This is a genomic window from Telluria mixta (genome assembly GCF_029223865.1).
GTDB lineage: Bacteria > Pseudomonadota > Gammaproteobacteria > Burkholderiales > Burkholderiaceae_D > Telluria > Telluria mixta.
Map to the genome: position 1 here is coordinate 3,841,895 of NZ_CP119520.1, position 24,852 is coordinate 3,866,746.

21 protein-coding genes are annotated in these 24,852 nt (G+C 67.5%); 11 read left to right on the forward strand and 10 right to left on the reverse strand.

The window, feature by feature from the left end; all coding sequences use genetic code 11:
* The first annotated feature begins 152 nt into the window (after positions 1–152).
* Complete coding sequence (gene ftsH, locus P0M04_RS17035) at positions 153–2,045, forward strand: ATP-dependent zinc metalloprotease FtsH (RefSeq protein WP_259452826.1); 1,893 nt, start codon at positions 153–155, stop codon at positions 2,043–2,045.
* A gap of 49 nt (positions 2,046–2,094) precedes the next feature.
* On the opposite strand, the gene P0M04_RS17040 is transcribed toward ftsH, so the two are convergent.
* The 6 genes from P0M04_RS17040 to P0M04_RS17065 all read right to left on the reverse strand — a co-directional run bounded on the left by P0M04_RS17040 (position 2,095) and on the right by P0M04_RS17065 (position 8,044).
* Positions 2,095–3,192, reverse strand: a complete 1,098-nt coding sequence (locus P0M04_RS17040) for a glycosyltransferase family 9 protein (protein ID WP_259452801.1) — start codon at positions 3,190–3,192, stop codon at positions 2,095–2,097.
* Positions 3,189–3,752 carry a D-glycero-alpha-D-manno-heptose-1,7-bisphosphate 7-phosphatase gene (locus P0M04_RS17045; RefSeq protein ID WP_259452802.1) on the reverse strand — a complete coding sequence of 188 codons (564 nt, stop codon included), beginning with the start codon at positions 3,750–3,752 and terminating at the stop codon, positions 3,189–3,191. The genes P0M04_RS17040 and P0M04_RS17045 overlap by 4 nt, the downstream gene beginning before the upstream one ends.
* A gap of 23 nt (positions 3,753–3,775) precedes the next feature.
* Positions 3,776–4,600, reverse strand: coding sequence for an SDR family oxidoreductase (locus P0M04_RS17050; protein ID WP_259452803.1), 825 nt, complete (start codon positions 4,598–4,600; stop codon positions 3,776–3,778).
* A 2-nt stretch (positions 4,601–4,602) separates the two neighbouring features.
* A complete protein-coding gene (locus tag P0M04_RS17055; protein WP_259452804.1) occupies positions 4,603–5,928 on the reverse strand; it encodes a glycosyltransferase in 1,326 nt (441 codons plus the stop codon).
* Positions 5,929–5,935: 7 nt separating this feature from the next.
* Entirely contained in the window at positions 5,936–6,919 is a 984-nt protein-coding gene (locus P0M04_RS17060) for a glycosyltransferase family 4 protein (protein WP_259452805.1), read from the reverse strand.
* A 174-nt stretch (positions 6,920–7,093) separates the two neighbouring features.
* Entirely contained in the window at positions 7,094–8,044 is a 951-nt protein-coding gene (locus P0M04_RS17065) for a hypothetical protein (protein WP_259452806.1), read from the reverse strand.
* 293 nt (positions 8,045–8,337) lie between these two features.
* Between P0M04_RS17065 and P0M04_RS17070 the strand changes: the two genes are divergently transcribed.
* From P0M04_RS17070 to P0M04_RS17105, 8 genes are all read left to right on the forward strand, one after another.
* Positions 8,338–8,580 (forward strand): KGG domain-containing protein, encoded by a 243-nt coding sequence (locus tag P0M04_RS17070; protein ID WP_052170513.1) that lies wholly within the window; start codon positions 8,338–8,340, stop codon positions 8,578–8,580.
* A 155-nt stretch (positions 8,581–8,735) separates the two neighbouring features.
* Positions 8,736–9,137, forward strand: coding sequence for a hypothetical protein (locus P0M04_RS17075; RefSeq protein ID WP_259452807.1), 402 nt, complete (start codon positions 8,736–8,738; stop codon positions 9,135–9,137).
* An 85-nt stretch (positions 9,138–9,222) separates the two neighbouring features.
* Entirely contained in the window at positions 9,223–10,347 is a 1,125-nt protein-coding gene (locus P0M04_RS17080) for a M14 family metallopeptidase (RefSeq protein ID WP_259452808.1), read from the forward strand.
* A 10-nt stretch (positions 10,348–10,357) separates the two neighbouring features.
* Positions 10,358–10,834: a CYTH domain-containing protein gene (locus P0M04_RS17085; RefSeq protein ID WP_259452809.1), complete on the forward strand. Its 477-nt coding sequence runs from the start codon at positions 10,358–10,360 to the stop codon at positions 10,832–10,834.
* The gene (locus tag P0M04_RS17090) at positions 10,831–11,985 is read left to right on the forward strand and encodes a serine hydrolase domain-containing protein (protein WP_259452810.1); all 1,155 of its coding nucleotides are present in this window, start codon (positions 10,831–10,833) and stop codon (positions 11,983–11,985) included. Before P0M04_RS17085 ends, P0M04_RS17090 begins: the two co-directional genes overlap by 4 nt.
* Positions 11,986–12,029: 44 nt before the next feature.
* The gene (locus tag P0M04_RS17095) at positions 12,030–13,766 is read left to right on the forward strand and encodes an FAD-dependent oxidoreductase (RefSeq protein WP_259452811.1); all 1,737 of its coding nucleotides are present in this window, start codon (positions 12,030–12,032) and stop codon (positions 13,764–13,766) included.
* Between the two features lie 108 nt (positions 13,767–13,874).
* A complete protein-coding gene (locus tag P0M04_RS17100) occupies positions 13,875–15,470 on the forward strand; it encodes a tetratricopeptide repeat-containing diguanylate cyclase (protein ID WP_281042030.1) in 1,596 nt (531 codons plus the stop codon).
* Positions 15,428–15,931 carry a GGDEF domain-containing protein gene (locus P0M04_RS17105; protein WP_281042456.1) on the forward strand — a complete coding sequence of 168 codons (504 nt, stop codon included), beginning with the start codon at positions 15,428–15,430 and terminating at the stop codon, positions 15,929–15,931. Before P0M04_RS17100 ends, P0M04_RS17105 begins: the two co-directional genes overlap by 43 nt.
* Before the next feature lie 15 nt (positions 15,932–15,946).
* Here P0M04_RS17105 and P0M04_RS17110 read toward each other — a convergent pair whose 3' ends face one another.
* The 3 genes from P0M04_RS17110 to P0M04_RS17120 all read right to left on the reverse strand — a co-directional run bounded on the left by P0M04_RS17110 (position 15,947) and on the right by P0M04_RS17120 (position 18,687).
* A complete protein-coding gene (locus P0M04_RS17110; protein WP_259452813.1) occupies positions 15,947–16,396 on the reverse strand; it encodes a MarR family winged helix-turn-helix transcriptional regulator in 450 nt (149 codons plus the stop codon).
* Positions 16,393–17,265 (reverse strand): alpha/beta hydrolase family protein, encoded by an 873-nt coding sequence (locus P0M04_RS17115; protein WP_259452814.1) that lies wholly within the window; start codon positions 17,263–17,265, stop codon positions 16,393–16,395. Before P0M04_RS17115 ends, P0M04_RS17110 begins: the two co-directional genes overlap by 4 nt.
* Positions 17,266–17,433: 168 nt before the next feature.
* Entirely contained in the window at positions 17,434–18,687 is a 1,254-nt protein-coding gene (locus tag P0M04_RS17120) for a DUF2863 family protein (protein ID WP_259452815.1), read from the reverse strand.
* A 287-nt stretch (positions 18,688–18,974) separates the two neighbouring features.
* Here P0M04_RS17120 and P0M04_RS17125 point away from each other — a divergent pair, with 287 nt between their 5' ends.
* Positions 18,975–21,278 (forward strand): TonB-dependent receptor, encoded by a 2,304-nt coding sequence (locus P0M04_RS17125; protein ID WP_259452816.1) that lies wholly within the window; start codon positions 18,975–18,977, stop codon positions 21,276–21,278.
* A 16-nt stretch (positions 21,279–21,294) separates the two neighbouring features.
* Positions 21,295–21,972: a Fe2+-dependent dioxygenase gene (locus P0M04_RS17130; RefSeq protein ID WP_259452817.1), complete on the forward strand. Its 678-nt coding sequence runs from the start codon at positions 21,295–21,297 to the stop codon at positions 21,970–21,972.
* A gap of 158 nt (positions 21,973–22,130) precedes the next feature.
* Here the strand turns inward: P0M04_RS17130 and acnA are convergent, their stop codons facing one another.
* The gene (gene acnA / locus P0M04_RS17135) at positions 22,131–24,839 is read right to left on the reverse strand and encodes an aconitate hydratase AcnA (RefSeq protein WP_259452818.1); all 2,709 of its coding nucleotides are present in this window, start codon (positions 24,837–24,839) and stop codon (positions 22,131–22,133) included.
* Positions 24,840–24,852 lie beyond the last annotated feature (13 nt).

Consider the following 24,852-nt stretch of genomic DNA (forward strand, 5'->3'; position numbering starts at 1 on the left):
GATGTGGGCGTGATCTGTCAGACAGTGGGGCGAGAGGTGTAGGCGCTGAATGAGCTCAGGCGCAGGGAGGCGGCGTGAACGATATGTCCGATACGAAGGGGACTCCAACCGGGCCCGGCGCGGACGGCGGCGGCAGCCCGACGCTCCGTCCCATGCTGTGGTACTGGCTGTTCGCCATCGTCCTGTTCATGCTGTTCCAGTCGGTGACGGACGTGATCACGTCGTCGCCGCTGGCGTACAGCGAGTTCAAGGAGCTCCTGCACGGCGGCAAGGTCAACGAGGTCACGCTGGCGGAGACGAGCGTGTCCGGCACGCTCAAGTCCGGCGGCCTCGACGCCATCCTGCCCCGCAACCGCGCCGAGTCCGTCAAGTGCAATGCGGATGGGCTGTGCCCGTTCAACGCCGTCCGGGTGGCCGATCCGGATCTCGTCAAGGAGCTCGACGCGGCGCACGTGCGCTACTTCGGCCAGCAGCACAGTGAATGGCTGAGTACGCTGCTGTCGTGGGCGCTGCCGCTGCTCCTGCTGTTCTGGATGTGGGGTGTCATGGCGAAGCGGGGTGGCGTTGCGGCCGGGCTGTTTGATGTGGGCAAGAGCCGGGCCCGGGTCTACATGCAGAGTAAGACCGGCGTGAGTTTCAACGACGTGGCCGGCATCGACGAGGCGCGCGACGAGTTGATGGAGATCGTCGAGTTTCTCAAGAATCCGCAGCGCTACCGGCGGCTCGGCGGGCGCATTCCGAAAGGGGTGCTGATCGTCGGGCCGCCCGGCACCGGCAAGACCCTGCTTGCCCGGGCCGTGGCCGGGGAGGCCGGGGTGCCGTTCTTTTCGATTAGCGGCTCGGAATTCGTCGAGATGTTCGTCGGCGTGGGCGCTGCCCGCGTGCGCGACATGTTCGTGCAGGCGCAGAAGGTGGCGCCCTGCATCATTTTCATCGACGAGCTCGATGCGCTGGGCCGGGCGCGCGGCGTGGCCGGCGTCGTCGGCGGCTACAACGAGCAGGAGCAGACGCTCAACCAGCTGCTCGTCGAGATGGACGGCTTCGACACCAACAAGGGCGTGATCATCCTCGGCGCCACCAACCGTCCGGAGATCCTCGACCCGGCCCTGCTGCGTCCCGGCCGCTTCGACCGCCACGTCGCGCTCGACCGGCCGGACCTGAAGGGCCGCCAGAAGATCCTCCAGGTGCACGCGCGCGAGGTCAGGCTGGCGCCGGACGTGGACCTGGCGGCCGTGGCCGCGAAGACGCCCGGTCTTGCGGGTGCCGACCTCGCCAACCTGATCAACGAGGCGGCGCTGCTGGCTGCGCGGCGCGGCAAGGAGCGGGTCGAGCGTAGCGACCTCGAGGAAGCCGTCGACCGTGTCATCGCGGGCATGGAAAAGCGCTCGCGCCTGATCAATCCGATGGAAAAGGAAACCGTGGCGTTCCACGAGGCGGGGCATGCGTTGACGGCGGAGTTCCGCGCCCATGCCGATCGCGTGGCCAAGGTGTCGATCATCCCCCGCGGCATCGCGGCACTCGGCTATACGCAGCAGTTGCCGGCCGAGGACCGCTACCTGCTGAAGAAGAGCGAACTGCTGGACCGGATGGACGTGATGCTCGGCGGACGCGTGGCGGAGGAACTCGTGTTCGGCGACCTGTCCACGGGGGCGCAGAACGACTTGCAGATGGCGACAGACCTCGCGCGCCACATGGTCGCGCAGTACGGGATGAGCGAGCGCCTCGGACTCGCGACGTTCGAGCAGCCGGCCGCCGCGCCGTATGCGCCGGTCCAGCCGCCGAATACGGCGTACAGCGAACGCACCGCGCGCCTGATCGATGCGGAGATCGCCCGGCTGTTGGACGAGGCGCATCAGCGCGTCCGGGTCACGCTGCGCGAGCAGCGGCCGCTGCTGGATGCGCTGGCCCGCCAACTGCTCGACCACGAAACCGTCGAACGCGACGCGCTGCAGGCGCTCGTGCGTGCGCATGCGGTGCGACCCGTCGTCGCACCGTCCGCGCCGCCGACCGCGGAACCGGTGGCGGACAAACAGTCCGGACGGTGATCGGCACGATGGCAAGGACAAGCGCAGGCGCAGCATCGCGTGGCCCCGGTCAGGTCGGCACCGCCGCCGGCGCTGCCTGCGTCGCGCCCAGCAGCTCGCGCACGGCCTCGACGACACGCTGCGGCGCGACGCCGTCCAGGCACGCCTGGTGGCCTTCCGGACACGTGCTCCTGTAGCAGAAGCGGCACGGCACATCGTGGAACAGGACGCGGCTGCGCACGTTCCACGGCGTGTGTTGCGGGTTGGTCAGGGCGTACAGGTCGACGACGGGCGTACCCACGGCCGCGGCCATGTGGGCGGGTCCGGTGTTGTTGGTCACGACGATGGCCGCCAGGCGCAGTGCCGCGCCCAGCTCGCCCAGCGCAAGCCGTCCCGCGAGCGAGACGGCAGGCACGGCGCTGGCGAACTGGATGCCGTCGACGAGCTCGCATTCCTCCGCGCTGCCCGTGAGCACGAGGGGCAGTTGCAGTTCCTGCGCCAGCAGGCGCAGCACGTGTGCCCAGTGTCCCGCCGGATAGCGGCGCGAAGCCGCGCTGGCGCCCGGATGCAGCAGGATCCAAGGCCGGTCCGGGTCGATGCCGGCGGCGGTCAGGCGTGCCCGCGCCGCCGTAAAGTCCGCCGGACGGGGGACGAACGACAGGCCAAGGTCGGCGCTGCGGCATCCGACCCGCTGCACGAGGGCCAGCTGGCGCTGGACTTCGTGCCGCACGAGCGTGGCCGGCTCGGGCTCGGGCACCCAGTCGGTCAGCAGGTCGTACGGGTTTTCGCGGCAGTGCGCCAGCCGCAGCGGGATGCCGGCCAGCTGGCACAGCAGGGCCGCCGGCAGCGCGCTCTGCGTGTAGGTCGTGAAGATCACGGCCGCGTCGAAGGCGCGTGCGGCGAGCGTGGCGAGCGGGGCCGGAGCGGTGGCCGAAGCGGTGGCCGGCGTGGCGGATTTTGTCCACGGCGCCGACCAGGCGATGGCGTCGTCCAGCTCGGGAATGAAGGGCAGGGCGGCGGCGCCGGACGGGGAGCTCAGCAGGGTCAGCGTGCGGCCGGGCACGGCCTGGCGCAGCGCGCGCATGGCCGGGGTGCACATCAGCACGTCGCCGAGGGAGTCGAGGCGCACGCACAGGATGCGCCGGGCTTGCAGCCACGTGGCCGTCATGGCGTGTCTCCATGGCTGGCGATCAGCACGGCGGCCGTGTACAGGTCGGGCGCCATGCGCGTCGGCACGCGGCGGGGGCCGAGCCGCCATTCCGTCTCGTTGCCGTTGTCGATGAGGATGGTGCGGCAGCCGGCCCGGTTGCCGGCCTCCACGTCGTGCAGGATGTCGCCCACCATCCACGATGCGCGCAGGTCGATGCCGTGTTCGTGCGCCGCCTTCAGCAGCAGGCCGGGCAGCGGTTTGCGGCAATGGCATTCGATCGCCCAGGGCGCGACCGTGCCTTCCGGATGGTGCGGGCAGAAATAAAAGCCGTCGAGGGCCAGGTGTTCGTGCAGCAGCAGGTCGCGTACGCGGGCGTTCACGGCGTCCATCGCGGCCGCGGCGAAGCGTCCGAATGCGATGCCCGGCTGGTTGGTGACGACGAACAGCCGGTAGCCCAGCCGCGCCAGCAGGCGCAGCGCGGGGCCGGCGCCGCGGCACAGCGTGATGCACGCGGGCTCGACGTTGTGGGGAAGGTCGGGCACGAGCGTCCCGTCCTTGTCGAGAAATATGGCTTTCAAGGCGCGGCTTTCATAGGGGCTGTTCAGGGCCAGGAGGTTTCCTGCATGGGCAGGACGGTCAGTTCCGCGATCACGCTTTCGCGCGGCAGCAGCAGCGCGTGCCGGATCGCCTGGGCGACGCTGGCGGGATCCTGCAGCCGGGTCGGGTCGAGGTCGGGGAAGCGGTCGAGCAGGAACGGCGTGCGCATGCCGCCCGCGACGACGGCCGTGACGCGGATGCCGTGCGGCCGCAGTTCGGCATGCAGCGCATGCGACAGCCCGAGCAGCCCCCACTTGCTGGCGTGGTAGGCGCTCGCGTTCGGCCAGGCCCGCTTGGCCGCCGTGGAGGTCACGTTGACGATGTCGCCGCCGCCCTGGCTGCGCATGTGCGCGGCCGCGTGCTTGGCCAGCAGGAACGGTCCGTTCAGGTTCGTGTTGATGACACGGAGCCAGTCCTGTTCGGACAGGTCGGACAGGGGCAGGGTGACGTCCGTGCCGGCGTTGTTGACGAGGATGTCGATGCGGCCCATCGTCGCGACGCAGCGTTCGATGGCGGCGCGCGCGGCACCCGGGTCGCCGACGTCGAGGGCCAGCGCGCTCGCGCGCACGCCGTGGCCGAGCAGGGCCGGCATGGCCATCTGCAGCGCGTCGGCGCGGATGTCGGCGGCCACGAGGTCGCAGCCTTCCGCCGCCAGCACGGCGGCCAGCGCGGCCCCAAGCCCGCTGGCGGCGCCCGTGACGAGCGCGACCCTGCCGTGCAGGGGCCGCTGCCAGCGGATCGGGTCCGGGGCGGGGTCGGGAAGTGCATCCAAGGCCGGTTGCGCGGCGATGGAGGTCGAGGTTGAGGTTGAGGCATTGAGGTCGGCCATGCTTACTCCTGGGGTTGGGGCAGGGCGATGGGGGCGCGCGCTTCGGCAAGGACGGCGGCATAGACGGCCGCGACCTGCTGGGCGACGGTGCGCCACGTGTAATGGCGGTAGGCACGGCGCAGTCCGGCTTCGCCCATCGTGCGCGCAAGCGGAGGATCGCGCTGCAGGCGGGCGAGGCGCGCGGCCAGCGCCTGCGGGTCGCGCGCCGGCACGAGGAAGCCGGTCGTGCCGTCGACGACGGTGCTCTTGATGCCGCCCACGTCGGCACCGACGACGGGACGGGCGCAGGCCATCGCTTCGACGGGCGTGATGCCGAAGGGCTCGTACCACGGCGTCGTGGCGAACACGTCCGCCGCGCCATACCAGAGCCGCAGCGCCGCGCGCGGCTGCTGGCCGGCGAACTGCACGTGGCCGTCGATGCCCAGCGTATGGGCGAGGGCGCGCAGCCGTGCCAGTTCCGCGCCGTCGCGTCCGCCCGGCTGGGCGTCGCCGCCGACGACGAGCAGTCCGGCATCGATGCCGTACGCGGCACGCAGCAGCGCGACCGCTTCGATCACGGTGTCCACGCCCTTGCGCGGCACCATGCGTCCGAGCTGGAGCACGGTGAAGCGGTCGGGGTCGAGCGCGAGCGCGGCACGGGCCTCGTCGCGCGGCATGGGCCACAGCTCGTCGGGATCGAAGCCGCATGGGGCGATCGCGATGCGTTCGCCGCTGGCGCCGTACAGGCGTTCCATATCCTGCCGGTCCTGCTGGCATTCCGCGATGATGCGGTCGGCGTGCCGCATCAGGCCGCTTTCGATGCGTGTGCGCGCCGCCGGAAACGCGTCCGCCGTGCCCTGCGCGAGGCGGCGCACGCGGCCGAGCGCGTGGAAGGTGATCACGAACGGCAGGCCGAGCGCCTGCTTGAGGTGGCGGGCGACCATGCCGGACATGAAGAAGTTGGCGTGCACGATGTCGTACGGGACCGGCTGGTGGCGGGCGAAGCGGGCGGTGAAGCGGGAAAAGGACGGGATGTGGGGCAGCATCTGCTCCTTGGGGACGTAATGGGCCGGCCCGGCGGGCACGTTGACGACGCGCAGGTTCTCGCGCCAGCGCACGAGCTGCTTCTGCTTCGCGTCGTCGCGGCGGGTGAAGACGTCGACGAGGTGGCCGGCCAGCGCCAGCTCGCGCGCGAGATGCGCGACGTAGACGTTCTGGCCGCCGCAATCGATGCTGCCCGGTGCGGCGAGCGGCGATGCGTGGTCGCTGATGAGGGCGATGCGGCGGCTGCCGGCAGGGTGGGCCGGACGGGGCGTCGCGGCAGCGCGTGGCTGGTCGTCGAGTTTCATGGCGCTGTCAACTGGTCACGGCACGCAGCGCGGCATCCCAGTCGGCGCTGAAGCGGGCGATGGCGAAGCGTTCGCGCGCCTGCAGCCGCGCCGCCTCGCCCAGGCTGCGCGCCAGGCCGGCGTCGCCGAGCAGCGCGCGCATGGCGGCGGCGAGCTGGCGCGTGTCGGTCACGGCGAAGCCGGAGACGCCATGCTCGATCACGGTCGCCATCTCGGCCGTCGCCAGCGCGACGACAGGCATGCCGATCGTCATGGCTTCGATGACGGACAGGCTGAGGCTGGAATAGCGGACGGGCGAGAACAGGAACCGGTAGGCGGCGGCGAACGCGGGCAGTTGCGGGTGGTCGACCTCGCCCAGGCCGCCCAGGTCCGTCGCACCCATGCCCACGAGGTCGAGGGGCAAGGTCGTGCGCAGGCGGGCGAACAGGTCCGCACCCATGCGCCGGCCGCGCCGCGCCAGGTGGTTCGTGATCACGAGGCCCCGTTCGACGTCGCCGCGCCAGCGCACCCCGTCGGGCACGGCGACGCCGTGTTCGATGACGCGCGTCGGCGTGCGGCCGCTGTCCCACATCAGGTCGTTGAACGGCGTGACGTGCACGAGCAGCACGGCGGGATCGTCGACCGGATGGCGCACGTCGGTCGGCCATTGCGGCCGGCGGGCGTCAGCGGCGCTGTCGTCCGGGGGGAGTCCGGGCGGATCGTGTTCCAGGTAGATGCGGGGCAGCGCGCGCTGGGCCGGCGTAAGGAGTTCGTACTGGTCGCGTTCCCAGTGATGGTCTTCCTGGAACAGGATGCAGTCGAATGTCTGCGTGCGCGCCTGGTCGGCGGGCAGGTCGTGGACGTTCGGGCCGAACGGGAAGGGGCCGCAGCGGCCGCCGTACCCGGGCGGACGGCCCGGTTTCACCAGCACGTGAAAGTCGTGCGGCGCATGGGACAGGTAGTACAGGTAGCTGCCATGCGTGTGCCACGTCAGGACGTTCAGGCGGCGCATGGCGCCTCCCTTGCCCGCATGGCGGCGGCACTGTCGGCGGCACTAAGCTCGAGTGCAATCCCGTTCTGGTTTGGCATGCTTCGCTCGCGGTCTGGCAATGTGACAGCTTCGACCGCGAGCGAAATGGCTGGGTTCCGGGACTAGCCCGGCGCTTGAATCTGGATCAAGAACACCTCAAGGCTTGCGCTTGAACCCCGTATCGTCGTCCATGTTGTCGTCGCCGTGCAGCTTGTTGGCGTAGCCCGGGCTGCGCGGGTAGCCACCGGAGGCATCGTTCGACTCGTGCACCGGCGGACCGTTGTGGGAACCGGTCTGCGAGCCCTGGCGGTCGGTGCTGGCCGCGCCCGTGTTGCCCGGCGAGCGCGGCAGGCCGCCGGCCACGTCGTTCGACTGGTGCACGCCACCCACGTCGGAGTTCTGGTTGGACATCGAGCGGGAGCCGGCCACGTCCAGCTGCGTGTTGCCGCGCTGGGCTTCATGGCCGCCCGCTGCGCCCGGGCCCGGCATGCCGCCGCCCTGCGTCGAGCCTGATGTGCCTGACGTCGACTGGCGGTTGCCCATCGAGCCGCGGGGCGGCTGCGACGGCAGTTCGCTGCGCGGGCCGTGCATGCCGCCGCCGTGCGTGTGCGTGGAGGCCTGCAGGTTGCCGCGCGAGTCGGACAGCGAGCCACCCTGCAGGTCGGGCTGCGCGGCGCTTTGCGAAGGCAGGTTGCCGCGCACGACGTCTCGGTGCATGTCCCGTTGCTGGTTCAGATTCACACCCGAGTCTTTCGGACGATGTCCGACGGGCTGTTCCAATAAACCGTAGGCGCCGGATTTCTGTTCCATCTGGCGCTGGTGGCTGTCCGTGATGCCTTGCACCGCGCCGGAGCCGCCGTTGATCTGGTTGTCCATCGAGCCGCCGGGGATGCCGGCATCCTCGCCATACTCACGGCCGCCCACGCCGCCCTGGCCGCCCATGATGTCGCGCTGCTGGTTGCCCTGTTGTACGCCGGTGCCTTGCGGATACGTGTGGTCGAGCGGCTGGCCGCGGTCGGCGCTGGCGCCCTCGGACCCGGGCGTCCATTTTTCGTTGGCGCCGTTGTTCGTCTGGTTGTTCGCTTCGCTGCGTTGGTTCGCGTCCATGGTCGTCTCCTTTCGATCTGGAACTGAGATGATGCGCGTCCGGGAGAGACTTCAGTATAGGAAGACGTTGCGGTTATATGTAGGACGATTACCGACGAGTTATTTACGACCGGAAGTAGTGTTTCAAGAGTGAATTTTCTGTGTCACATTGTCCTACAAAGTCATCTGAAATGCTCCTATAGTCTCATCCAATCACCATGCCTAACATGTCTTCCGACCGAGCGCTCATCCGACAGCATCGGCAGGCCTGCCGCAGGACGCGGCGGTTTCAACTGCAACGAGGAGAGAACATCATGGCATCCAGCAACCAAGGCAACAAACAGAGTGGCGGCACCAAAAACCGCGGTTTTGCATCGATGGATCCGGAGCGTCAGCGCCAGATCGCCAGCGAAGGCGGCAAGGCTGCTCACCAGAAGGGCACCGCCCATGAATTCACCTCGGAAGAGGCACGTCGCGCAGGCAGCATGAGCCATGGCAACCGCCAGTCGGCTTCGGGCTCGTCGTCGCGCAGCTCGTCCAAGGGCAACAAGCAGTAATGTTGCGCAGGCGGGACGGTGGCGGCACCGTCCTCCTGCCAGGGATTCCACACGGGGAGCGCAGGCTCCCCGTTTTGCATTTCTTTAACACAATTCTTAAATGGGATGCGGTAGAATCCCCGGGCTTTCAACCACTTAGCCCATAGGAATTCGTCGTGAAATCAGCGGTCATCCGTCAAGTCAAGAGCATGTCCATGTCGTGCGACCGGGTCGGCAACCTTCTGCTGACCAAATTCTCCGCACACGGCGCGAGCGACGTCGCCGTGTTCGTGCCGGCATCGATCGTGTTCTGGCTCCTGAAGCACCTGCCGGTCAACCAGGATCCGAACCTGCAGCCGCCGCCGGCCGGTCCGCAGATCACCCAGTGGGACTGGGACCACCCGAACATCCCGCGCGCGTTCACCGTGCAGTGCAAGGTCTTGCCGGGCAAGATCAGCATGACGTACAACCTCGACCGCAAACCGGACCTGACCGTCGTCCTCGACCGCAGCAACGTCGAGCTGATGCGCCAGATCATGCTGGCCTACAGCAAGGACCTGATCGACCTCGACGCGTAAGTCGACGCGCCGGCCGTCAGTGATGGCCGGCGGGCGTGGGCTCGGCTATCATGCGGTCTTTGAACGTTTTTCGAGGAACCCGCCCATGCCCATCAAGATCAGCCAGCTGTTCGATTCCGGTGCGATCGACGTCGTCCAGGCCACCGACCCGCGCCAGATCGACCTCAAGCTGCGCAAGGATTCTTCAGCCGACATCCACCAGTGGTTCCACTTCCGCCTGCAGGGCGCGCGCGGCCAGGCCTGCACGATCCGCTTCCTGAACGCGGGCCAGGCGACGTATCCGAAGGGCTTCGAGGGCTACCAGGTGGCGGCCAGCTACGACACCGAGAACTGGTTCCGGGTTCCGACTTCCTTCGACGGCCAGGTGATGACCGTCAACCACACCCCCGAGCTGGACAGCATTTATTACGCCTATTTCGAGCCCTACACCTGGGAGCGCCACCTGCGCCTGCTCGGTGAAGTGGCCGAGAATCCGATCGCGCGCGTGCACGACATCGGCACGACCGTCGACGGCCGCGACATGAACCTCGTCGTGGTCGGCAATCCGAAGGCCGAGAAAAAGATCTGGGTGATCGCGCGCCAGCATCCGGGCGAGACGATGGCCGAGTGGTTCGTCGAGGGCATGATGGATGCGCTGCTCGACAATTCGAACCCCGTGTCGCGCAAGCTGCTGCAGCGCGCCGTCTTCTACATCGTGCCGAACATGAACCCGGATGGTTCCGTCCGCGGCAACCTGCGCACGAACGCGGCCGGCGCCAACCTGAACCGCGAGTGGATGACGCCGTCGCCCGAACGCAGCCCGGAAGTGCTGTGCGTGAAGAACAAGATCCACGAGACGGGCGTCGACATGTTCTTCGACATCCACGGCGACGAGGCGCTGCCGTACAACTTCGTGGCCGGCAGCGAGATGCTGGAAGATTTCACGCCGGAGCGCCTGGCAGCGCAGAACGCGTTCATCGAGCGCTACATGGCCGCCAGCCCCGATTTCCAGAACGTCTACGGCTATGCCGCGAGCAAGTACAACGAGGAACTGCTGACCCTGGCCTCGAAGTACATCGGCCACACGTTCAAATGCCTGTCGCTGACGCTGGAGATGCCGTTCAAGGACAACGCCAACCTGCCCGACCCGTACGTGGGCTGGAACGGTGCCCGCAGCGCCGCGCTGGGTGCAGCGATGCTGCAGCCGATCCTGCAATCGCTGGACGACTAAGGGGCATCCCATGGGCGTCGAGATCGAACGCAAGTTCCTGCTGGCGAACGAAGGCTGGCGCGGGCAGGGCACCCCGACGCGCATGCGCCAGGGTTATCTCGTGGCGGATCCCGTGCGGACCGTGCGCGTGCGCATCGAGGGCGAGCGGGCCGTCATCACCATCAAAGGCAAGAGTACCGGGGCATCGCGCGGCGAGTGGGAATACGAGATCCCCGTGGCGGACGCGACGGAACTGCTCGACGGCCTGTGCGAGCAGCCGCAGGTGGAAAAGATCCGCCACCGCATCGAGCATGCGGGCCATACTTGGGAAGTGGACGAGTTCCTCGGCCTGAACGCCGGGCTCGTCGTGGCGGAGATCGAACTCGATGCCGAGGACGAGGCGTTCGAGACGCCGGACTGGATCGGCCAGGAAGTCACGGGCGAGAAGCGCTACTACAACTCCAGCCTGATCAGGATGCCGTACTCGCAGTGGCAGGACAAAGCGTGAAGCGCCGGCTGCTGCTCGCGCTGGCCGTGTGCGCAATGGCCACGGCGCAAGGCGCCACGGTGCCGAAGCCGAAGGCGGAGCCGTCCTACTTTCCGCCGGCCGGCGAGTGGGCCCACAAACCGCCCGCCCAACTGGGTGTCGATCCCGCGAAGCTGCGCGAGGCCGTCGCGTACGCGCAGGCGCACGAGACGGAGCGGGCCCGCGACTTTTCCGACCAGCGGCAGACGTTCGGCGAGCCGCTCGGCTCGCTGCCGTCGACACGCGCGCCGACGAATGGCGTCGTCATCTACAAGGGCTATGTCGTGGCGGAATTCGGGGACACGCACTTCGTCGACCCGACGTATTCCGTGGCAAAGAGCATGCTGTCGACCGTCGCCGGCGTCGCCCTGCGCGACGGGAAGATCGCGGACCTCGACCAGCCGGTCGGCGCGACCGTGAAGGATGGCGGCTACGCGTCGCCTCACAACGCGGCCGTCACGTGGAAGCACCACCTGCAGCAGGAGTCCGAGTGGGAAGGCAGCATGTGGGGCAAGAACGCGGACTTCGTCGGCCATGAAGCGTTCGGCGAGGGCGAGCGCAAGCCGCGCACGTTCCAGGATCCCGGCACGTTCTACGAATACAACGACGTGCGCATCAACCGCTTCGCGCTGTCGCTGCTGCGCGTGTTCGGCCGGCCCGTCCCCGACGTGTTCCAGGACGAGGTCATGGACCCCATCGGCGCGTCGCACCAATGGAAGTGGGTGCCCTACACCAATAGCTACGTGGACATGAACGGCAAGCTCGCCGCGTCCGTCAGCGGCGGCACGCGCTGGGGCGGCGGCATGTGGATCGATTCCTGGGACCTGGCGCGCTTCGGCTATTTGTGGCTGCGCCAGGGAAATTGGAACGGCCGCCAGATCGTACCGCAGGACTATGTGAAGGCGGCACTGACGCCCAGCGCGCACGGTCCCGATTATGGCTATCTGTGGTGGCTGAACACGAAGGGCAAGAACCTGCCGGGGCTGCCGCCGACGGCGTACGCGGCGCTGGGCGCCGGGAGCAACGACATCGTGGTGTCTCCCGAGCATGATCTCGTGATCGTGTGGCGCTGGCATGCGGGCAATCCGGCCGAATTCGCCAAACGTGTGATCGCGGCGCTGCCGGTACGGTAACCCGTCCTTTTGAGAGGGTGCGTGGCGGGCAGGTGTGAGTTAGGATGACAATCGAACCAACCCAGGCGCCGACCATGTCCGAACACGATCCCGAACTCATCTCCGCCAGCCTCGCACCCGATTCCGAGGCGCGCGCCGCCATCGACCTGGCCACGCGCGGCCACCAGATCTATCCCGTCCTGGGCGCGGACGACATCGCCCGGCTGCGCCGCTTCGGCACATCGCGCACGTGGCCGGACGGGGCCACCGTGTTCCGCGCCTGCGTGGATTCGCCGGGCATGGTCGTCGTGCTGTCCGGAAGGTTGTCGTGCAGCCGGACGGATGCGCTCGGCAATCGGGTCGAAGTCATCGAATACGGACCCGGCCAGTTCAGCGGCGAAGTGGCCCAGCTCTCGGGGCGGCCGCCGCTCGCGGACGGCTTCGCGGTGGGCGAGCTGGAAGCCCTCGTGCTGGATGCGGAATGCCTGCGCGCCGTGATCGTGGCCGAGGCCGAACTGGGCGAGCGCCTGATGCGCGCGTTCATCCTCCGCCGCGTACAACTCATCAACAACAAGCCGGGCGGTCCCATCCTGATCGGGCCGAACGCGCACAAGGGCCTGTTCGAGCTCGAGAATTTCCTGTCGCGCAACGCCTATCCGTACACGCGGCGCGATCCGGAGACGGACCCGGAAGCGGCCCAGCTCGTGCGCGAGCACTGGCGCAACGAATCCGACTGGCCGCTCGTCGCGTTGCCGGACGGCTTCGTGCTGAAGAACCCGACCCTGGCCGAAGTGGGCCGCTGCCTCGGCACCTTGCCCCGGATCGAGCGCGGGACCGTGTTCGACGTGCTGGTCGTGGGCGCCGGGCCGTCCGGCCTCGCGACGGCCGTGTACGCCGCCTCCGAAGGCTTGCACGTAATGGTGCTGGACCAGCGCTCCTATGGCGGCCAGGCCGGGGCCAGCGCGCGCATCGAGAACTTCCTCGGCTTCCCGACCGGGATCTCCGGCCGCGCGCTCGCGGGTCGCTCGTACGTGCAGGCGCTGAAGTTCGGCGCCGAGGTCGCGATTCCCGCCCAGGCCACGCGCCTGCTGTGCCACGAGCGGCCGCTGAAGGTGGAAATGGATGACGGCACCTGTCTGCAGGCCAAGACCGTCGTGCTGGCCGCGGGCGCGCGCTACCGCAAGCCGGACCTGCCCAACCTGGCGCAGTTCGAAGGCCGCGGCGTGTACTACTGGGCGTCGCCCGTGGAGGCGCGGCTGTGCCGCAACGAAGCCGTCATGCTCGTAGGCGGCGGCAATTCGGCCGGGCAAGCGGCCGTCTTCCTCGCGGCGCATGCATCCGAGGTACACATGCTGATACGCCGGGGGCTGGAAGCGACGATGTCGAGCTACCTGATCGAACGCATCGCGGCCACGCCCAACATCCATTTGCACACGCGGCGCGAGATCGCCGCGCTGGAAGGCGACGACAACGGCCTGACGGGCGTGCGCTGCCGCAGCATCGACGGCGACGACGAGCGGTCGTTCGCCGTGCGCCGGCTGTTCCTGTTCATCGGCGCCGATCCGAACAGCGACTGGCTGCACGAGTGCGGCGTCGAACTGGACGACAAGGGCTTCGTGCTGACGGGCGCCGACACGCGCGCGGAACACGGCGCGCGCTCGCTCGAGACGAGCGTCGACGGCGTGTTCGCCGTGGGCGACCTGCGGGCCGGCTCGACCAAGCGGGTGGCCGCGGCGGCGGGCGAGGGCGCGGCGGCCGTGTCGCAGATCCACGGTTACCTGGCGTCCCTGGCCGAGCGCTGACCCATGGCGCATAGGGAGGGATGCGGTTAAGTTGAACCTTCTAGATGACAGCAGGCATAATGCGCCGGCACGCGGCCGACCGTCCTTCGGCCCAGCCCGAGGAGCGCAATGGCCTTTTCCGTCCTGTCATCATCCAGCATGCGCGCAATGTGCGTCGCCGTGGTCTTGCTGTGCCCGCTCGTGGCCCATGGCAACGACACGCAGGCCCGCCGCCTGCGCGAAGTCGGCGCCATGGCCCGCTTCGTGCCGGACGAGGCGTCGCGCCGGCTGCGCGCGATGGAATGGGAAATGGCTACCGCGCCCGCATCGTTGCGGACCGACTTCCTGTACCACTACAGCACCGCCGAGCGCGGGATCGGCGACCTGACGCATGCGCTGACCCTCGCGGACCAGCTCGTCACGTATGGCCGCCGCAACCATGACAACGTCGCCCTGGCGAAAGGCCTGATCGGGCGCGCCAACACGCTTTATTTGCGGGAAGAACTGGCCGCGTCCCACGCCACGGCGTTCGAGGCGGAGCGGGTCGCCCTGACGACGGACGACGTCCCGACCAAGGTGCTGGCGACCATCGCCGCAGGGCAATCGTTCCAGGAGGAGGGCAATTATCCGGCGGCGCTGGCGAAATTGCATGCCGCCGTCGACCTGGCACGGCACATCAAGGACGACGCCGCACCGCTGGCCAGTGCGCTGCATACGCTGGTACAGCTTTATTTGAACACGGGCGATTTCGACAAGGGATGGGAGGCGCAGCGGGAAGCGCTGGCCGTGGCCAGGCGGATGGCATCCCCGGGCTATATCGCGACGGCACTGGGCGACGAGTATGCGCTGGCTGTCGAGCAGAAGGCGTTCGCGCGCGCCCGGCGCGCGCTGTTCGAGGAACTCGCCCTTGAACGCAGCATCGGCGCACGCCAGATGGCGGCGACGACGCTCGTCAATCTGTCGGATTGTTACCTGAAGGAGGGCCGGTTCCACGAGGCCCAGACCTATGCCGCGCAGGCGCTGGAGGCCGCGCTCGACGCCAGGAGCAACAACGACGTCGCCACGGCCCGCGTCAACCTGGGCCAGGCGCTGCTCGGACAAGGCCATCTGGCCGAAGGCAAGCGGCAGTTCGAAGCGGGCCTGGCCAGCTATGAAAAACAGGGCGACAAGCCGGAACTGCTGGCGGTGCTGCGCGAGTACGGCTACGCGCTGGAGCATGCCGGCGACTACAAGGGCGCGGTCGACGCGTACAACCGCGAGCGCAAGCTGTCGGGCGAGATCTTCGACGAGCAGCGCCGGAAGGCGTTGATGGAGCTGCAGCAGAAATACGAGGCCGAGAACAAGCAGCGCCGGATCGACGCGCTGCGCCAGGAGAACCGGGCCACGAAGGCGGAGCTGGACAATCGCCGGCTGCATCAACGCATCTGGTGGATGCTCGCCATCGTTTTCGGGTTGGCTTCGGTCGTCGTCGGACTGCTCTATCGGAAGGTCCGGCAAGCCAATGCGGAACTGGAAGAACGGAACCAGCAATTGAAACGGCAGAGCGCGCTCGATCCGCTCACGCTGCTGTACAACCGCCGCCACTTCCAGGAATTCATGGGCCGGGCCGGCAACGAGCGGCGCACGGGCGGCGACGGCACCGTGGGGGCCTGTTCCTGCTCGACGTCGACCGGTTCAAGGACATCAACGACACGCTGGGCCATGCGGCCGGCGACGCCGTCCTGAAGACGGTCGCGCACAACCTGCGGCTGGCATTGCGCGAGACCGACATGATCGTGCGCTGGGGCGGCGAGGAATTCCTCGTGTTCGTGCCGGCGGTCGCGCACGACGGCCTGGACGAGGTCGCGCTGCGCATCCTGCACGGCATCTCGTCGCATGCCGCCGAGCATCGGGGTACCGTCGTGCCGGTCAGCGTCTCGGTCGGGTTCGCGCCGTTTCCGCTGGCGCTCGGCGCGACGGCGCTGACCTGGGAACAGGTCGTCAACCTGGCGGACATGGCCCTGTACCGGGCCAAGGCGCGCGGCCGCAATTGCGCGTGCGGGGTGCTCGGCTTTCCCGATGGCGCCCCGGCGACGCTGGAACCGATCGAGCGCGACCTGGAAGAGGCCTGGCGCCAGGGATGGGTGGACCTGTCCGTCGTGCCCGGTGACGTCGAGTACGCCATGCCGGTGCGCTCGCGCGCCTGACGTTTATCCTCCTGTTCAGCCGCCCGGCAGGTCGCGCTCGAGTTCGGCGACCTGCGCCAGCCAGCGCGCGACGACGTCCAGTTCGTCCGGCGTGAACCCGGTCGTGAGGCGCGCGTTCAGGTCCTGCAGCACGGCGTGGGCCTGGCGGCTCGCATCCTGTCCCTGCGCGGTCAGGCGCACGCGCGTGACGCGACCGTCCGCATCGTCATCCACCCGCTCGATCAGGTGCGCCGCCTGCATCCGCTTGGACAGGTTCGTGACGGCGGCCGGCGCCACCTGCAGGCCCTTCGCGATGTCGCCGACCGTGGCCGGATCGTCCCGCGACGCGAGCAGGAACAGCAGGCCCGCCTGCGCCGAGCTGATGCCGTCCCAGGCTTGCGGCCGCGTCTCGATCCAGCGCTGCAGCACCTTTTGCGCGCGGTTCAGCAGGAAGACGAAGCGGGGCGGTTTTTTGGCAGCCGTCATCGTGCTGCTTCCTTCACGGGACAGTGCGCCAGCAGCCAGTCGGCCACCTGCGGCCAGAGTGCGTGTGCGCACTGGCGGCGGAAGAATCCCATGTGGCCGATCGCGGGCAGGCCCACGTCGCGCGGGGCGACCTGGCGCCGCTCCACGCGCGCATTGACGAGCGGTTGCACGAGGATGCCGATGGCGCGCGGATTCGCCCACGGGTCGTCGTCGAAGCCGAGCACGAGCAGCGGCACCCGCACCCGCGCCATGCGCTGGCGCGCCTCCATTGTCGGGTCGTCGAGGAAATAGCCGGGCAGCGTCGTCCATTGGCTCCATTGCAGCATCACGGTGCGCGGCAAGTCTTCGCCGAGGCCGATGCGGCGGCCGGGCATGTAGCCCAGCAGGCGGCACAGGACGGGCGCGAGCAGGCGCATCACGCACCACACGCGGGCCCGCTCGACGGCGCCCCGGACCGTACGCGTGACACCCGCATGCGACGCCACGAGCACGCCCGCGGTCAGCAGTCCGGTGGCGGACGACAGCGCGATCGCATGCCCGCCCACGCTGTGTCCGACGGCCAGCAGCGGCAGTCCCGGGAAGCGCGCGGCGGCCCAGCGCGTGACGGCCGCGTTGTCGTCCTCCATCCACCCGGCCATCGTCACGGTGCACTGCCGCAGGTCGCGCGGGCGCGAGCGGCCCGTGCCGCGGTAGTCGTACGTCAGCACGTGCAGGCCCAGGCCGTGCAGGTAGTGCGCGAACGCTTCGTAGTAGCGCTGCGTGACGGCGGTGGCCGGGTGCAGCAGCACGACGGCACGGGGATCGGGCGCTTGCCACAACGTGGCGGCGATCGTGTTCGAACCGGGGAGGGGGATGGCGACGGGTTCCATGGTGGCGGCGATTTAGTTAACGTGTTAACTAATTTAGCGGCCGGCCCCGATATCGTCAACGCAGGAATTAGAAGCAATTTCCAAAAACCGGGATCTGACCCCGGTTCTTGGAAACAAAAACAAAACCCGGCACGTGGCCGGGTCTCGTGGTCGAGGCGCTGTCGCGCGTCAGTGGAAGTGCTCGTTCCCCGCCGGCGTGTCTTCCGGCATTTCGGCATGGACGAGCTCGCCGCTTGGGTCGGCGAACAGCGGTGCGCCGCAGTCGTCGCAGTACTCCGCGACGTAGCGTTCGCCGATGCGCTTGACGTGGGTGATGCCGACGTCGTTCAGGTGCTTGACGATCTCGTCCAGCGGCGCGAGCGGGCGGTCGCCGCCGCCGGCCGGGCCTTCCATCGGCGTGCCTTCCTCGTCTTCCTGGCCGTACAGGGGCCAGACGATGCCGTACACGACGTCCGACGACTGGCGCAACGTGAAGCCGACGCGGTATTCGTCGACCTGGCTGTCGTTGACTTCGTCGCCGAAGCCGGCCACGACCGCGCGCAGGTCGTTCGGTTCCACGCCCAGCGTGTTCGTCAGGTAGTGGACGGCGGCGCGGATCGATACCGGGCGGATCAGTTTATCCGCCTCGCGGCATGCCACGTAATACGCTTCCGGCAGCAGCAGCTCGACGCCGCAGCCCGGCAGCAGGCGTGCGATGTTCGGGCCGGCCTGGGCACGCCACTGCTCGAGGCAGTTCTCGCGCTCGGCTTCGAAGTTGATGTGGTGCTGCGGCTCCTGCCAGCGGAACAGCGGGGCGCCCACCGGGGCCACGACGGCCACGAGCAAGTAGCGCGTGTCGGCCAGGAATTGCGACGTGTCCGGGCCCGGCGCGGCCGGCTTCACCGTCGAGCCCTTGTGGGCAGCAGCGGCGAGCTTGTGCGTCAGGGAATAGGTCTCGGCGTGGGTGCGCGGCAGCTGGTCGATCGAGTACAGGGTCGGCGCAATGGCCAGCTTCGTGTTGTCGGCCAGCAGGTGGGCGGAGAAGTGCGCCGTCAGCGTGTTCAGGATGTCGCCGGGGATCGTGCCGGACGCGATCGAGAAGCGGGTCCAGGCCAGGATCGGCGCGGCGACGAGCAGCACCTGCCACGTGGTTTCAAGACCGTCCTTGGCCTGCTCGGTCATCGTCGAGGACTCGCTGACTGCCTCGACGCCATCCATCAGCACGTCGTAGACCGCAAGATCGCCCTTGAACAGGACGTTGAGGGCGGCGTCGATGCTGTCCTGGTGGTTCGTCTTGAGCAGCTTCTGCAGCTGCGTGTCGAGGTTGCGTTCCCAGGTCCGTTCTTCAACGCGGCTGGCGGCCTGCACGATGGCGTTGCTGATGCTGATGAGACGCTGGCTTTCTGCCGAAAGTTTGGGTGAGTCTTTGGAAGGGCGACGCATACGCTTGAGGAGTCTCTTCAGTAAGGTGATTCGTATTCTTGGTTGACATCTCGGGTCATGATAAACCCTTATCCCCGGTATTGTAGTTGATTCGCCCACGCCCCAGTGACACGACGGCAAGATCGGCACCGTCGTATTCCCACGTCACCTTCGTATTTATTGTCCAGTTCTGCTTGCTAAAAGTACTAATCAGAATCATAATGCGAATCGTTCTCATTCATGTTCCTGCTTAGTTCCTGCTAATGACGGCGCAGCGAGACGCCCGGCAGGGCAACACCCCCCACACCATGACCACGAAGAAAAACAACACCCCGAATTCCTTCATCACCAGCCGCAAGCATGTCCGTACGCTGCCGACCCCGGCACTGGCCATGCTCGCGTCGCTGGCCCTGCCCGCCGTCGCCCATGCCGCGCCGGACGTCACCCCCGATCCGTCGATTCCCAGCGTGCAGGTGACGGGCGCCAACCAGCAGCAGCCGACCTCGGCCAACAGCAAATTCACCGCACCGCTTCTCGACACGCCGAAATCCGTCACCATCGTGCCGGCCGAGGTCATCGCGCAGACGGGCGCCACGTCGCTGACGGATGCGCTGCGCACCGTGCCCGGCATCACCATCGGCGCGGCCGAAGGCGGCAACCCGGTCGGCGACAACATGTTCATCCGCGGCTACAACGCCCAGACGGACACGTACATCGACGGCATCCGCGATGCCGGTTCGCAGTCGCGCGAGATCTTCGCCGTGGAGCAGGTCGAAGTCGTCAAGGGCCCGAATTCGGCGCTGGGCGGCCGTTCGTCGGCCGGCGGCGGCGTCAACCTGATCACGAAGACGGCGCAGTCGTACGACTTCAACCACGCCAGCGTCGGCATCGGCACGGACAAGTACCGCCGCATCACGGGCGACATCAACCGCAACATCGGCAGCAACAGCGCGTTCCGCCTGAACGTGATGGCGCACGAGAACGACGTGCCGGGCCGCGACATCGTCGGCGGCAAGCGCTGGGGCGTGGCGCCGACCGTGACGTTCGGCCTGACCGGCCCGACGCGCGCCATCGTCAGCGTCTACCACATGACGTCGCACGAGATCCCGGACACGGGCATCCCGTTCAACAACCCGATCACGACCGGCACCAACGTGTCGAAGAACGGCAACGGCACGCCGTTCAACGTCGACCGCTCGACGTTCTACGGCCTGGCCAACCGCGACTTCCGCGACACCAAGAGCGACATCGCGACGATCGACCTGCGCCACCAGCTGGCCAACGGCATCACCCTGCGCAACGTCACGCGCTACGGCAAGTCGAACAACGACTACGTCTGGACCCAGCCGGACGACTCGAAGGGCAACACGGTCCTGTACGGCACCGTCTGGCGCCGTGCCAACACCCGCGTCACGGAAACCCGCACGCTGTCGAACGTGACGAGCGTGTCGGGCGACCTGCAGACCGCCGGCATCAAGCATTCGTACAACGCGGGCGTCGAGTTCGACCGCGAGACGACGGATCGCGCCGCCTACGTCTTCACGCCGGGCACGAACAACCCGCTGACGAACACGTTCACCTGCCCGACGTCCGGCAGCACCACGCTGTACAACTGCACGACGCTCGTCGATCCGAACCCGTACGATCCGTGGGTCTATACCCGCGCCGTGTCGGGCGCGCTGACGCACGTGAACACGAAGACGAAGGCGGCCTACGCGTTCGACACCATCGAATTCAACCCGCAGTGGCAAGTGAACCTGGGCGCGCGCTACGACGACTTCCAGACCACGCTGAAGACCTTGCCGACGGCGACCACGGCGGCCGTGGCGGCACACGTCGACAGCACCTTCTGGAGCTGGCAGACGGGCCTCGTCTACAAGCCGGCCTCGAACGGCAGCATCTACCTGGCCTATGCGACGTCGGCGACCCCGCCGGGCAACGACGGCGGCGACGGCCTGGACGCGCTGACGGTGGCCGTGCAGAACCTGCAGCCCCAGCGCAGCAAGAACTTTGAACTGGGCACCAAGTGGGACGTGATGCCGGGCGGGCGCCTGTCGCTGACGGCGGCCGTTTTCAAGAGCACGATGAGCAATGCCCGCGTGACGGCACCGGACGGCACGACGCAGAACGTCGGCCGCAAGGAAATCAAGGGCGTCGAGCTGGGCTTCTCCGGCAAGCTGACCTCGCAGTGGAGCGTGTTCGGCGGCTACACGTACCTGGACGCGGAAATCGCGGACAACGGCTACCTGAACATCGGCACGACCGCGAAGCCCGTGTACGTGGTCTCGCCGTACAACGGCAACCGCTTCCCGACGACGCCGAAGCATTCGGCCTCGCTGTGGACGACGTATGCCGTCACGAAGGACTTCACGTTCGGCATGGGCCTGAACTCGATGTCGATGGTCTACGCGAACGTCAACAACAACAAGTGGGTGCCGGGCTATACCCGCTTCGACGCGATGGCCAGCTATGCGCTGAACAAGGACATCAGCCTGCAGCTGAACGTGCAGAACCTGACCGACAAGCTGTACTTCGACAAGGTCTCGTCGCCGCACTATGCCGGAGTGGGTCCGGGCCGCTCGGCCACCCTGTCGGCCAACGTCAAGTTCTAATCGGGACGCGCAGTCCATGATGCTCCATATTCCAGGCGTGCTGACCGCGGACCAGGTAAAGTCCATGCGCGAGCGCCTGGATGCGACGGACTGGATCGACGGCCGCGCGAGCGTCGGGAGCCAGGGTGCGCAGGTCAAGCGCAACCGCCAGCTGGCGGAGGGTTCTCCGCTCGCGCTGGAACTGGGCCAGATCGTCAGCGCCGCGCTGATGGCGAACCCGCTGTTCTTTTCGAGCGTGCTCCCGTTGCGCATCCTGCCGCCGTTCTTCAACAGCTATGCGGGCGGGGAACACTACGGCCTGCACATCGACGGCGCCATCCGCTCGCAACGGGGTGCATCACCCGTCCGCTCGGACGTGTCGTGCACCGTGTTCCTGAGCGATCCGGACGACTACGACGGCGGCGAGCTGACGGTCGTCGACACGTACGGCACGCACGAAGTGAAGCTGCCGGCGGGCGATGCGATCGTCTATCCGTCGTCCAGCGTGCACGAAGTGAAGCCGGTGACGCGCGGCGAGCGCGTGGCATCGTTCCTGTGGGTGCAGAGCATGGTGCGCGACGACTGGAAGAGGGCGATGCTGCTGGAGCTGGACACCAACATCCAGGCCTTGCGTGCGAAGCACGGCGATGGGGCGGAGATGGTGGCCCTCACAGGGCATTATCACAACCTGCTCCGGATGTGGGCGGAGACCTGACCTCAAGACCGTCGTTCCCGCGCAGGCGGGAACCCAAGTTTGCCGGCTGGGCAACGAACTTGGGCCCCTGCCTTCGCAGGGGCGACGGTCTTAAAGGTAACAATGAAAAAGGGCCGGAACCCGTCAAGGTTCCAGCCCTTTTGCTTTTCTAAAGCAGCTTAAGCCGCCAGCAACTGCCGCAGCACGAACGGCAGGATGCCGCCATGCTTGTAGTAATCCACTTCGATCGGCGTATCGATGCGCAGCAGGACCGAAGTCTCCTTGGTCGAGCCGTCGGCGCGGTGGATGACCAGCGTAGCCTGCATCTGCGGACGGATCTCGCCTTCCAGGCCCTTCAGGTCATACGTCTCGTTGCCGGTGATGCCCAGCGTCTCGACGCTGTCGTCGCCCAGGAACTGCAGCGGCAGCACGCCCATGCCGACCAGGTTCGAACGGTGGATGCGCTCGAACGAGCGGGCGATCACGGCCTTCACGCCCAGCAGCTGGGTGCCTTTCGCCGCCCAGTCGCGCGAGGAGCCGGTGCCGTACTCTTCGCCCGCGAAGATCATCGTCGGGGTGCCTTCCGCGATGTACTTCATGGCCGCGTCGTAGATCGACAGCTGTTCGCCGCTCGGCTGGTGGATCGTGATGCCGCCTTCGACTGCCGAACCGTCGGCTTTCGGCGGGATCATCTTGTTCTTGATGCGGACGTTCGCGAACGTACCGCGCATCATGATCTCGTGGTTGCCGCGGCGCGAGCCGTACGAGTTGAAGTCGGCCTTGATGACGCCGTGGTCCTTCAGCCATTTACCGGCCGGACCGTCTTCCTTGATCGAACCGGCCGGGGAGATGTGGTCGGTGGTGATCGAGTCGCCGAACACGCCCAGCGCGCGCGCATTGGCGATGCCGGCGGCGGCCGCTTTCGGGGTCATCTCGAAGTCGCCGAAGAACGGCGGCTCGGCGATGTAGGTCGACTCCGGCCAGTCGTAGACCTGGCCCGACACCGACGACACGGCTTCCCACAGCGCGCCCGGGTTGCCCTTGACGTCCGCGTAGTTGGCCTTGAAGACCTCGGAGTTCATCGCGAACTTCATCAGGTCGTGGATCTCCTGCGAGGTCGGCCAGATGTCGCCCAGGTAGACGTCGACGCCGTCCGAACCCTTGCCGACCGGTTCCGTCATCAGGTCGCGCGTGACGTTGCCGGCGATCGCGTAGGCGACGACCAGCGGCGGCGAGGCCAGGAAGTTGGAGCGGATGTTCGGGTGGATACGTGCTTCGAAGTTGCGGTTGCCCGACAGGACGGCGGCGGCGATGATGTCGTTCGACGTGATCGCGGCGTTCAGTTCTGGCGTCAGGTCGCCGGCGTTGCCGATGCAGGTGGTGCAGCCGTACGCGGTCACGCCGAAGCCCAGCTGCGTCAGGTACGGCAGCAGGCCGGTCGCTTCCAGGTAGTTGGTGACGACGCGCGATCCCGGCGCCAGCGACGACTTGATGTGCGGTGCGACCGTCAGGCCCTTTTCGACGGCCTTCTTGGCCAGCAGGCCCGCGGCCAGCAGCACGCTCGGGTTCGACGTGTTGGTGCACGAGGTGATCGCGGCGATCAGCACGTCGCCGTTTTTCACGCGCACGCCGTTGGTCGTCTCGTAGACCTTCGACAGGTCTTCCGGCGACTTGTTGAAGCCGTTTTCGCTCGTCGGCTTGGAGAACAGCTCGGTGAAATTGTGCTTCACGTTGCCCAGTTCGATGCGGTCCTGCGGACGCTTCGGGCCGGCCAGCGACGGGGTGACGGTCGACAGGTCCAGGTGCAGCACGCGGGTGTAGTCGATCTCGCCGTCTTTCGGGATGCCGAACAGTTGTTGGGCCTTGTAGTAGTTTTCGAAGGCGGCCAGTTCTTCTTCCGTGCGGCCGGTGCCGCGGAAGTAGTCGACGGTCTTTTCGTCGACCGGGAAGAAGCCCATCGTGGCGCCGTATTCCGGTGCCATGTTGCCGATGGTGGCGCGGTCGGTGGTCGACAGCGACGCGGTGCCTTCGCCGAAGAATTCCACGAACTTGCCGACGACCTTCTCTTTACGCAGCATCTCGGTGATGGTCAGCACCAGGTCGGTCGCGGTGCAGCCTTCGCGCAGCACGCCGGTCAGGTTGACGCCGATGACGTCCGGGGTCAGGAAGTAGACCGGCTGGCCCAGCATGCCGGCTTCCGCCTCGATGCCGCCCACGCCCCAGCCGACGACGCCGACGCCGTTGATCATGGTGGTGTGCGAGTCGGTGCCGACCAGCGTGTCCGGGTAGTACATCGAACCGTTCTTCATCACGCCGCGCGCGAGGTATTCCAGGTTGACCTGGTGGACGATGCCGAAGCCCGGGGGCACGACGCCGAACGTGTCGAACGCCTGCATGCCCCACTTCATGAACTGGTAGCGCTCGTTATTGCGCTGGAACTCGATCTTCATGTTCAGGTCGAGCGCGTCCGGGGTGCGGAAGTGGTCGATCGTGACCGAGTGGTCGACGACCAGGTCCACCGGGACGAGCGGCTCGATCTTCTTCGGATCGGCGCCGGTCTTGGCGGCCACGTTGCGCATCGCGGCCAGGTCGGCCAGCAGCGGCACGCCGGTGAAGTCCTGCAGCACGACGCGGGCGACGACGAACGGGATCTCTTCGGTGCGGGCGGCGGTGGGGCCCCAGTTCGCCAGCTGGCGGACGTGCTCTTCCGTCACCTTCTTGCCGTCGCAATTGCGCAGCACGGATTCGAGGACGATACGGATCGACACCGGCAGGCGCGACAGGTTCACGCCCAGCGATTCGGCCAGGGCCGGGAGGGAATGGAACTGGCCGGTCTGTCCCCCAGCGAGCGGGAATTCCTTCAGCGTATTCAACGTGTTCTGAGACATTAACTTCTCCTTT